Source organism: Mesorhizobium sp. M0514 (assembly GCF_040321145.1).
GTDB lineage: Bacteria > Pseudomonadota > Alphaproteobacteria > Rhizobiales > Rhizobiaceae > Mesorhizobium.
This window is the reverse complement of sequence record NZ_JAMYQZ010000132.1, coordinates 1-10,455: the sequence shown is the minus strand read 5'-3', so window position 1 is coordinate 10,455 and position 10,455 is coordinate 1. Positions and strand designations below refer to the sequence as shown.

The 10,455-nt window shown below is 63.2% G+C and carries 10 protein-coding genes and 2 pseudogenes; 8 read left to right on the top strand and 4 right to left on the bottom strand.

The window, feature by feature from the left end; genetic code table 11:
* Together NKI61_RS30690 and NKI61_RS30685 are read right to left on the bottom strand one after the other, a co-directional pair.
* Positions 1-100 (bottom strand): annotated as a pseudogene (locus NKI61_RS30690) (co-chaperone GroES); the annotation flags it as partial.
* A gap of 184 nt (positions 101-284) precedes the next feature.
* On the bottom strand, positions 285-1,082 hold the full coding sequence (locus NKI61_RS30685) for a class I SAM-dependent methyltransferase (protein WP_023715202.1): 798 nt from the start codon (positions 1,080-1,082) through the stop codon (positions 285-287).
* Between the two features lie 82 nt (positions 1,083-1,164).
* On the opposite strand from NKI61_RS30685, the gene NKI61_RS30680 reads away from it, so the two are divergent.
* Positions 1,165-2,034, top strand: coding sequence for a hypothetical protein (locus NKI61_RS30680; protein WP_352842098.1), 870 nt, complete (start codon positions 1,165-1,167; stop codon positions 2,032-2,034).
* Here the strand turns inward: NKI61_RS30680 and NKI61_RS30675 are convergent.
* A complete protein-coding gene (locus NKI61_RS30675; RefSeq protein WP_023734263.1) occupies positions 2,031-2,657 on the bottom strand; it encodes a TetR/AcrR family transcriptional regulator in 627 nt (208 codons plus the stop codon). The genes NKI61_RS30680 and NKI61_RS30675 overlap by 4 nt on opposite strands.
* Positions 2,658-2,826: 169 nt before the next feature.
* On the opposite strand from NKI61_RS30675, the gene NKI61_RS30670 reads away from it, so the two are divergent.
* On the top strand, positions 2,827-4,014 hold the full coding sequence (locus NKI61_RS30670) for an MFS transporter (RefSeq protein ID WP_023682985.1): 1,188 nt from the start codon (positions 2,827-2,829) through the stop codon (positions 4,012-4,014).
* A gap of 79 nt (positions 4,015-4,093) precedes the next feature.
* On the top strand, positions 4,094-5,029 hold the full coding sequence (locus tag NKI61_RS30665) for a bifunctional helix-turn-helix transcriptional regulator/GNAT family N-acetyltransferase (RefSeq protein ID WP_023752081.1): 936 nt from the start codon (positions 4,094-4,096) through the stop codon (positions 5,027-5,029).
* 6 nt (positions 5,030-5,035) lie between these two features.
* Here NKI61_RS30665 and NKI61_RS30660 read toward each other — a convergent pair whose 3' ends face one another.
* Positions 5,036-5,866 (bottom strand): AraC family transcriptional regulator, encoded by an 831-nt coding sequence (locus NKI61_RS30660; RefSeq protein WP_023835101.1) that lies wholly within the window; start codon positions 5,864-5,866, stop codon positions 5,036-5,038.
* A 129-nt stretch (positions 5,867-5,995) separates the two neighbouring features.
* Between NKI61_RS30660 and NKI61_RS30655 the strand changes: the two are divergent.
* From NKI61_RS30655 to NKI61_RS30635, 5 genes and pseudogenes are all read left to right on the top strand, one after another.
* Positions 5,996-6,204: pseudogene (locus NKI61_RS30655) on the top strand (iron chelate uptake ABC transporter family permease subunit); the annotation flags it as partial.
* 126 nt (positions 6,205-6,330) lie between these two features.
* A complete protein-coding gene (locus NKI61_RS30650; protein WP_023705728.1) occupies positions 6,331-6,801 on the top strand; it encodes a MarR family winged helix-turn-helix transcriptional regulator in 471 nt (156 codons plus the stop codon).
* Positions 6,798-7,991, top strand: coding sequence for an HlyD family secretion protein (locus NKI61_RS30645; RefSeq protein WP_352545904.1), 1,194 nt, complete (start codon positions 6,798-6,800; stop codon positions 7,989-7,991). The genes NKI61_RS30650 and NKI61_RS30645 overlap by 4 nt, the downstream gene beginning before the upstream one ends.
* 349 nt (positions 7,992-8,340) lie before the next feature.
* The gene (locus NKI61_RS30640) at positions 8,341-9,876 is read left to right on the top strand and encodes a DHA2 family efflux MFS transporter permease subunit (protein ID WP_023694754.1); all 1,536 of its coding nucleotides are present in this window, start codon (positions 8,341-8,343) and stop codon (positions 9,874-9,876) included.
* Positions 9,877-10,267: 391 nt separating this feature from the next.
* Positions 10,268-10,455 (top strand): PAS-domain containing protein (locus NKI61_RS30635; RefSeq protein ID WP_502899948.1); only part of this gene is annotated, 188 nt, incomplete at its 3' end.

Genomic DNA, 10,455 nt, shown 5'->3' with positions numbered 1-10,455 from the left:
CCGTATCCGGGATGATGATCCCGCCGGCGGTCTTGGATTCGGATTCGACCCGGCGTACGACCACGCGGTCATGAAGCGGGCGGAACTTCGACTTTGCCATTTTTTCTTCCTCGAATGAGAACGGTGAGAGCTGTTCCTCGATCCGGCGGTGCCGGATGTGCGTTAGCACTCACCTGGGGAGAGTGCTAACGTGCGCTGAAATAAGCGCGTGGCTTTCGAGAGTCAAGGCGAACGGTGAGCACAATTGTGCCAATTGGAGCCGTGCCGCGATCCGACGGCAGACCCTACCGGCGCCGCGGCGATTTAAGCACCAGAAGCGGACAGCGTTCAGCCAGCCCATAGGTCCCTGTCGGCGCGAGGCGGACACTGTCAAAAAACCGGCTCGCCTCTTCGACCAGCGTCGCCGCCGGGGCGAAACTGTAGACAGTCTGCGAATTCGCATAGACATCGATGGTGCCGATGACCGGCATCTCCCATCCGGTCGTCGCGGCAAGGGCCTCCCGGTCGGCAAACAGCGCATCGAAGGCGTCGAGGATCGCCCGCACCGGAATGGCGCGGTCGGGATCGCCGCCGGCACAAGCCATGGCAATGCGCCATTTGAGTTCGTGGAAGGTCGCGACACCACCGGACAGCGTCAGCGCCCGGACCTCCTGCAGATCCTCCGGCACCTGAGGGCTTGCATAGGCGCGCAATGCAGCCCGCCCATCGGACTTCAGCACACGCGCGATCTCGGCAAGCAGCGCCTGCCGTGCAACCGAGGAGTCCAGCGCCGACAGGCAGCCGTCGCCGATCACCGCCCCGACGCTTTCGTCGCCCAGCGGCAACTCCAGCCAGTTGCCGATCACCGCCTTGCGTGAGGCGGTATCGCCCGGCCAGATGCCCGATATCATGGCAGTGGACTCGTCGATCGCGAGCATGGTCCTTCCGAGGGCGGCAAGCTCCGGCGTGACCCCGAGCAGCACCACATCGACTGATTGCAGGCTAAGTTCGCGCTCATAGGCGGCGACAGCTTCCGGGGGCGGACACAGCGGCGACCCGAGAAGCCGCCAATGACGGCGAATTGCGTCCCAATGCTCAGTCATGCGGAACGGTTTGGGGAAAGGCTGGACATATTTCCTTCCAGGCTGTTGGTTGCCTTGCGAGTTACCTCATGCAGGAAAGGCCATGGCCCGCATTGCCGTCATAACGCATGAATTTGACCGCTTCCAGAGCCGGCGGGGCCTCCTGCTGCGCCAGGACAGCCCCTACATGCTGTTCGACGTCCTGGCGGAGCTGAAACGGCGCGGTCACTCCGTGCAGATCATGCGTGGACCCTCGGCAAGTCATAACGCCGATATTGCCGTCCTGCATGTCGACGCGACAGTGACGCCATCGGACTATGTCGACTACGCGCGCGGATTTCCGATTTGTCTCAATCTTGGTGCGACCGACATTTCCAAGCGCCGCATCAGCGGTGCGATCCTCGAGGAGGGTGCCAACTGGAGCGGCCAGGTCATCGTCAAGAGCAACCTCAATCATTGGGGGACGCCCGAGGAGCAGCTCAACCGAAAATCCGTTCGCGCCGGCAAGGCAGTGCCTTTCCCGGGCGCGCAGACCTTCGACCGCTATCAGGTGCATGCCTCGCTGGCCGATGTGGCGCCGGAGATTTTCAGGCGTGCCGACCTGATCGTGGAAAAATTCATTCCCGAAATCGAGCCCGACGGGTTTGCGGCGCGGTTCTGGATTTTCTGCGGCGATCGGGAGCGCTGCACCCGCTATGTCTCGCCGCAGCGCCTGGTCAAGGGCGACGACACCATCCGCCGGGAGCCGGTTGCGGTTCCCGACGAATTGCGCGCCTTGCGTCGGAAGCTGGGCTTCGACTATGGCAAGTTCGACTTTGTCGTGCATGAGGGCAGGGCCGTGCTGCTCGATGCCAACAAGACTCCAGGTCGCGCCAGGAACCTGTCGAAGATCGTTGCCGCCGGCACCGCCAATCTGGCCGACGGCTTCGAAAACCTCATCCTCCAGACCGGACGGGGTCGAATCGGGCGCTAGAGAAACAGTCCCAACTGCGTATGGATGATCGACCGGTAGTCCTCGATGGTGTGGCGGCTTTCCTCCTGGTTCTGGGTCAGCGCCATGCGCACGACGCCGCCGGCCAGCTGGAAGATCAGGAAAACCATACGGCCGAACTCATTGCGTCGCTCTGGCGCGAGAAAGGGGCCGACATGGTCGCAGAACATCGTCGCCTGGCGCCGGGTTTCGGCGATGTCGAGATTCTTCAGCGCCTTGTCAGCCTGGATGGCGTTTTGCAGGTCCTGAATGGCGGGGTCGCCGGCGACGCGCTCATAGTAGTCGTCGAGCAGCCGGTCGGCCGCCGCGATGACGTCGCCCAGCCCGCCAATGTCGGCGACGATCGCGGCAAGCCGAGAGCGGCTCACTTCGGAGAACCGCTCGTAGAGCATCGCCAGGATCGCCGACTTGTTGGGGAAGTAATGATAGACGGTGGCGATCGGCCCGCCGGCCTGTGCGCCGACTTCCTTCATGGTGACGGCGTCGATGCCTTTCTCGCCGATCAGCCGCATGGTCGTCGACAGGATGGCGTCGATGCGCTCGCGGCTGCGCTCCTGTTTGGGCCTGCGCCTCGGTTCGGTCGTCATCTGCACTGCTTCGTTCATGCCGCCATCCTCTCGATCGCCCAGACCATTCGATCGCCAAGACCATCCCCAGCCTTGTTGGTGCCAAGTCCCGCTACTGATTGACAAACGAATATGATCGAGTATCAGTTTCTAAATGCTGACAGACTGTCAGTTTTTTTGCCGTCAGGCAAGGACGTTGGGAGGGACCGTGACTTCTGCTGGTAACGCGGATGCCGGGAACGGCGACTGGCTGGTCGGCAACCCCACTGGGGCGCAACTCGCCTCGGCATTGTGGATCGGCTCGGTCGGGCTGCTCATTCTCGGGCTGCAGCCGGTGCTTCTCGGCGCGCTCTACACCGAAGGGCATGTCAGCGGTGACGAACTCGCGCTGGTCGCCACGGCGGAGATGATCGCCATCGGCATCGGATCGGCGGCCATCGCCATGATGCTGTCCGCCCACAATATGCGCTTGAAAAGTGCCGTCCTTCTGCTCTTGCTGGCGCTGGCTAACTGCGCGACCGCCTATGCGCTGACCTCGACCTCGCTGATTGCCGCCCGCGCGGTGGCAGGCCTCGCCGAGGGTGGGCTGGTGGCGGTCGCCACGGAACTGATCGCCCGTTCACGCCGGGCCGAGCGCATCGGCGGCTTCTTCGTCACCCTTCAGACCCTGGCGCAATGCGCCCTTGCCCTGCTGCTGGCGCTTTACGTCATCCCGGCCGCCGGATCGGCGGGCGGCTTCATCGTTCTTGCCGTCGTCTGCATCGCCTCGGTGGCCGTCGCCTTCATCGTCCCGGATAGCTATGCCGACCTGCCCAAGGAGGAACAGTTCAGCAATGTGCTGACCGTTCCTTCGCTTGCCGCTTTGCTGAGCGTCTTCTGCTACTTCATGTTCTTCGGCTCGGTCTGGGCGTTTCTCGAGCCACTTGGCGCACAATACGGCATCGATGGCCGCACCGTCGGCCTGATCGTCTCGGCCAACCTCGCATTGCAGGTGCTGGGCGCAATGACGGCTACCGTCTTCGAGGCGCGCATCGATTACCGCTTCGCCATCGTGGCGATCGGCGTGGTCGCCGTCGCCAGTTCCGTGATGCTCGCCGGCAGCCCCGGCCTGACGGTTTTCTGGGTCGCGGCCTTGATCATGGGCTTCATCCTTCTGTTCATCGTGCCCTATCAGATCCGGCTGGCGATCACCGCCGACGAGACGCGCACGGCCGTGCTTCTGGTGCCGGCGGCCCAGCTTTTCGGTCTGGCGATCGGCCCGGTCGCGGCATCGCTGCTGATCGACGGCAAGGATTTTCGGCCGGTGCCGGAATTTGCCGCCGCCAGTGCTGCGGCCAGCGTTGTGCTGCTCGGCCTGTTCGTCCTGATCGCACGGCGCCGCCGCGCCATCGCCTGAGACACGACCGGGGGAGCATCTCCTCGATACTTGACTAAGTCAAATAAATGACCGATCGTTGATGGGCAGGAGGCTTCCCATGACGATCCATCATCAACCCGGCAAGGAACGCATCGACGCGGTGCGGGCTTTCAACCGCTTCTACACCCGCCAGATAGGTCTGCTCGACGAAGGCCTGCTGAAAAGCGCCTTCTCGCTGACCGAGGCGCGGGTGCTCTACGAACTGGCGCATCGCGATGGCCTGACCGCCAGCGATCTCATCCGCGATCTCGGCCTCGACGCCGGTTATGTCAGCCGGCTCCTGAAGAAGTTCGAGCACCTGCAGCTGATTGCGCGCGCGCCGCTGGCGTCGGATGCGCGGCAGTCGTCGATCACGCTGACGCCGGTGGGGCGGCAGGCCTTCGCGCCGCTGAACCGGGCTTCGCATGACCAGGTCGCGGCCTTGCTGGAGCGGCTTCCTGCTGCCGAACAGGACCGGCTGGTCAAGGCCATGCAGACGGTGCAGCAACTCCTGAGCGACAGCCCGGAGTCCAAAGTGCCGTATATGCTGCGCCCCTTGCAGGTCGGCGACATCGGCTGGGTGGTGCGCCGCCAAGGACAGATCTACGCACAGGACTATGGCTGGGACGAAACCTACGAGGCGCTGGTCGCCGAAATCCTCGGCGCCTTCGTAAAATCCTTCGATCCAGAATGGGAACGCAGCTGGATTGCCGAACGGCAAGGGGAGGTGGTCGGCTCGGTCTTCGTCGTGCGCAAATCCGACGCGGTGGCGAAGCTGCGCCTGCTCTATGTCGAACCATCGGCGCGCGGCCTCGGCATCGGCAAGCGGCTGGTTCAGGAGTGCATCGGCTTTGCTCGTGCCAAGGGCTACAAGACGCTGACCCTATGGACCAACGACATCCTGACCGCCGCCCGCCACATCTACGAGAGTGCCGGCTTCAGGCTGGTGGACGAAGAGCGCCATCACGCCTTCGGCAAGGATCTGGTCGGCCAGAACTGGAACCTGGAGCTGTAGCGGCGTTCAGGCCACCGGGACCCATATCTCCAGCCCGCCATTGCCGCTGCGCGGATCGAACTCCGGGCCGTAGCGCTCGAATTCGGGGCCGTCGGCTATATCGTGCCCCGAGGCCGGCAGCCATTTGTTCCAGATCGTGTTGACGGTGCGGCGGATGGTGGAGATGTGCTCGGCATGGGTGAACACGGCGTATTTCTGCGCCGGCACCCGCACCCGCGAAAGCTCCTTCGGCAGGTCCGAGAAATCCGAAACTTCGACCCCGGCGATATAGTCGAAATTGCCGGCATCGTCGCCATTGACGCAGACGCCATAGGCGACGTCGCCGGTCTCGCCCGGGATGTTGCCGATAAAGGGACCGAAGCGCTGCCACTGCATCGGAATGGCCGCACTGGTTTCGCAGCTGTAGCGCTCGCCGAGGCCGGCAATGAGGAAGGGACGGCCGGTCTCGAAGCGCGGCGGCGGCAGTGAGGCGAGGAAGGACTGGTCCATCAGGATCGGCTCCACCAGGTCGAGATTGCTGAGGCTGCCCTGCGCGCGCACCAGTTCCGGCGTCGTGCCGAACTGATCGCGGAAGGCGCGGGTGAAGGCTTCGTGCGAGGCGTAGCCGGCATCGAGCGCGACAGCGAGGATGTCGGGCGCGCCGGAAGCCAGCTTGCGCGCCGCTTCGGTCAGCCGGCGCGCGCGCATATAGCCCATCACCGAACGGCCGGTGGCGGCGCCAAAGGCGCGCGTCACATGAAAGCGCGAGACGCCGCTGCTTTGCGCGACATCCTCAAGCGAGATCGCTTCCGGCAAATGGCTCTCGACAAACCACAGCGCTTTCTCGGTCGGGTTCATGAGTCTCCTCTCATTTGGCCACTCCATGCTGCCGGCTTTTTGCGAGGCCAGTTTGATCGAAATTGCGCCTGTCGTAAAATCGAAGGGCGCTGGTCGACTGTGGCAGGTCACCATCGTGGAAAGCCGCTGCTGGGCGGCCTCGGCCTGGCTCGCTGGGACAATATCCGGGCGCGCTGGGTGCGGGCACCATCCTTGCCTATGCCCTGTGGAACCACCGCCGGCTCGATGCCTTCCCCGCCGGCGAAAGTGCCGCCGAAAGCCTAGGTGTGCCGGTGGCGAGGACGCGCAAGACGACCTTTCTCCTCGCGGCGTTCTCGACGGCAATTCACGTCACGGTCGGGAGGTCATCCGCAACCGTTATTGACTGTGCCATGACCGCATCTGCATGGCTGCCATCCCTCTTTTTCGGCTCTGGCGCAATGCGGCGCCTTGAATGGTAAGCACGCTTATAATATATACCGCTCATGGTTTCCGACGGCATAGATAGATTGGGCTTTTTGATCCACGACGTGCAGCGCCTCATGCGCAAGCGCTTCGAGGCGCGCGCCAGCGGTCTTGGCCTTTCCTCGGCACAATGGCGGCTTCTGGTTCGCGTCGCCAAGGAGGCCGGCGTCGCCCAGGCTCGCCTCGCCGAACTTCTCGAAATCGAGCCGATCAGCGTTTCACGCCTCGTCGACCGGATGGAGGAGGGCGGCTGGATCGAGCGGCGCTCCGACGCAACTGACCGGCGCGTGCGCATGATCTTCCCGACAGCCAAGGCGAACGCGGCCTATGCCGAGGTCAAAAGCCTTGCTGGCGAAGTTTATGAGGAATCGCTGGTCGGCGTTTCGCCGGACGACCGCCGCGTCCTTATCCGGGCGCTGGACACCATCGTGCAAAACCTGGCGGACGGCGAGACGTCGTCCTTGAAGAGTACGGAAGGGGCAGCAGCATGAACGCGGCAGCCAAGCTAGACGAGAATGTAACCAAGATCGAGACACCGGCACAGCCGGCCGCCGAAGCGCCTGCACAGCCGGCCGCAGCACCTGTCGCGGTGGCTCCCCCGGTTCAACCCGCTCCGGCTCCGGTCAAGAAGCGCCGCCTCGGCCGCTTGCTGCTGATGGTCGCCCTGCCGGCCGCGCTGGCCATTGGTGGCGGTTATGTCTGGGTGACCGGCGGCCGCTATCAGGAAACCGAGAACGCCAATTTGCAGCAGGCCAAGGTGTCGATCGCCTCGGACACCGCCGGCCGCATCGTTCAGGTCGGCATCTCGGACAATCAGCAGGTCAAGCAGGGCGATGTGCTGTTTGCCATCGACCCCGAGCCCTACCGGATCGCGTTAGCCCAGGCCGACGCGGCGGTCGCAGTCGCACGCGTCGGAATCGAACAGCTGCGCGCCGCCTACAGCCAGGCACTGGCGCAGGAAAAGTCCGATGCCAGCCAGGTCGACTACGCGCAGTCGCAGTATGACCGCGCCGCCGACCTTGCCCAGAAGGGCATCAACGCCAAATCGTCGCTGGACGAGGCCAAGAACGATCTCGACAAGGCCAGGCAGCAACTGGCCGTTGCCGAGCAAGGCATCATCAGCGCCAAGGCGGCTCTCGCCGGCAATCCCGATATCGAGACCGACAAGCATCCGACGGTGATGGCCGCACTCGCCGCGCGCGACAAGGCCGCCTACGATCTGGCGCAGACCACGGTCAAGGCGCCGGCCGACGGCGTCATCAGCCAGGCCTCCTCGTTCAAGGTCGGCCAGTATGTCGGTTCCGGCACGCCGCTCTTTGCGCTGGTCGAGACCGGCGACACCTGGATCGATGCCAATTTCAAGGAAACCCAGCTTACCCACATGAAGCCTGGCCAGAAGGCCGAGATCGTCGTCGACACCTATCCGGGCAGAACTTTCGAGGCCACCGTCAAGGCGATCGGCGCCGGCACTGGCGCGGAGTTTTCGCTGCTGCCGGCTCAAAACGCCACCGGCAACTGGGTCAAGGTCACCCAGCGCATTCCGGTGCGCCTGGAGCTGACCGATGCCGACGCCAAAATGGCGCTGCGCACCGGCATGAGCGCCTCGGTTACGGTGGATACCGGCGTGGCACGCGGGTTCCCCGCTATCTTCGGCCACGCCACCGCAGGCGAAGCACAATAGACTGTGAATGGACCGTGATCTCGAAAAGCAGGATCACGGCCCGGCAGAACGCCCGCCGCAGGCGAGGTGAAGTTGAGATGACAGGATCGGTCCGACGGCAGGTTGAACGAGGGGTGGATTGGACCGGGCCGCATTGCGGGCTGCCCAGAACCTGGACCATCTCGGCGCCCATCCTTCGGACCTTGGATTTCCGGGCGGCAAGCGCCTGATGTGTCGAGACCTTCGATCGATGTAACCCCCACATCGATAGATCGCGTCCCACCGCGATGAGGGTCTCTTCACCAGAGAAGGCCTCGCCGCCCGGAAACCTAGTGTACACGTTATTGTTACCTGTCGGAAGTTCCGCATCATGACCACACCAGAACCTTTCAAGGAAGTGCCGCATCGCGGCCTGATCACCGTGGCGCTGATGCTGGCGACGGTCATGCAGGCGCTCGACACCACGATCGCCAATGTCGCGCTGCCGACCATGACCGGCGACCTCGGCGCGTCGCCCGACAACATCAACTGGGTGTTGACCTCCTACATCGTTGCCGCCGCGATCATGACGCCGGTGACCGGCTGGCTGGCCGACCGCTTCGGCCGCAAGGAACTGTTCCTGGCGGCGGTTGTCGGCTTCACCGTGTTCTCGATGCTGTGCGGCATTGCCTGGAGCCTGGAGAGCATTGTGTTCTTCCGGCTGATGCAGGGCGTGTTCGGCGCAGCCATCGTGCCGCTGTCGCAGACCTTCCTGCTCGACATCAACCCCAGGGAACGCCACGGCCAGGCGATGGCCATCTGGGGCGCCGGCATCATGCTGGGGCCGATCCTGGGTCCGACGCTGGGCGGTTGGCTGACCGAGAATTTCAACTGGCGCTGGGTGTTCTTCATCAATTTGCCGGTCGGCATCATCGCCTTCCTCGGCATGGCAGCCTATTTGCCGGTCATTGCCCGGCGGATACGCAGCTTCGATTTCTTCGGTTTCGCCATGATTTCGCTCGGCGTCGGCGCACTGCAGCTGCTGCTCGACCGCGGCGGCGAGGTCGACTGGTTTTCCTCGGTCGAAATCTGGATCGAGCTTGCTCTTTCGATCACCGGCTTCTGGGTGTTCATCATCCACACACTGACGGCGGAACGTCCTTTCATCGACCCCAAGATCTTCCTCGACCGCAATTTCGTGACCGGTCTGGCCTTCATCTTCGTCATGGGCGTGCTGATCCTGGCCTCGATGTCGCTGCTGCCGCCGATGCTGTCGACCATCTTCGGCTATCCGACCGTGACCATCGGCGTCGTCCTGGGGCCGCGCGGTGTCGGCACGATGATTTCGATGCTTGTCGTTGGACGGCTCATGAGCAGGATCGACGCCCGCATCCTCGTCGTCATCGGCTTTCTGCTCACCGCGCAGTCGCTCTACACCATGTCCTCCTTCACGCCGCAGATGGACAATTGGCTGATCCTCAGCTCCGGCGTCATCCAGGGCCTGGGCATGGGCATGGTGTTCGTGCCGCTGTCCACGGTGGCCTTCGCCACGCTCGACGTGCGCTTCCGCACCGACGCCACGGCCCTGTTCAGCCTGGTTCGAAATCTCGGTTCGTCGATCGGCGTGTCGGTGGTGACGGTTCTCATGGTGCGCAACACGCAGGTCAATCACACCGAACTGTCGGCTTTCATCAACCCGTTCAACCCCAATTTGTGGGCGGCCTCGCCGGCGGCAGCAGGCGGCGATCCGACGGCACTTTCGCAGGTGGACCGCATGGTCAACATCCAGGCGATGATGATCTCCTACGTCAACGACTTCAAACTGCTGATGGTGATGACGCTGGTTGCCATTCCGTTTGTCTTCCTGCTGCGCAAGCCGAAGACCGCTCCGGCCGGCGCGGCAGCTCCTGCCGCGCATATGGATTGAGGCGGGCGCCGGTAGCGCTGGCAGCAAGCTGGTTGCCCCTGATGATTTGTTGCTCGGATGATCGTCAAAACCCGCGTGTGCAAAAGAATATCGATAATGAGCCGTTGGAAGTTGATTTGAAATGACATTTGCACCTTTGGTATCTGGTTGCTGACGCCTCCAATTCCGTTACAGTTCATCTTGAATTAGCACATCTGTAACATTGTCAGTCGACTTTCGTCTGGCACGACAGAGGCCCTTTCTTGTTTCAGGTGCCAAACCGGAGGAGGTCTGTTTGGTCACGAAGTCATCCAGAAGATCCGTCGGGGCGCGCGGGCCGGTGGGCGTAGCCGCATTGGCAAGACTGGCTGATGTCTCCTACGATACGCTCGAGGGAGAACTTCGCACGACCATTGCGGCTCTCGAAGGGCAGACCCTGCGCTTCGAGACTGCGATCGAGAATATTTCGCAAGGCATCTGCTTTTTCGATGCCGATGAACGGTTGATCCTGAGCAACCGGCGCTATGCGGAAATCTACCGCATAGCGCCCGAGGAATTGCGGCCTGGCGTGACACTGAGCGAAATCGTCGAGCGCCGCGT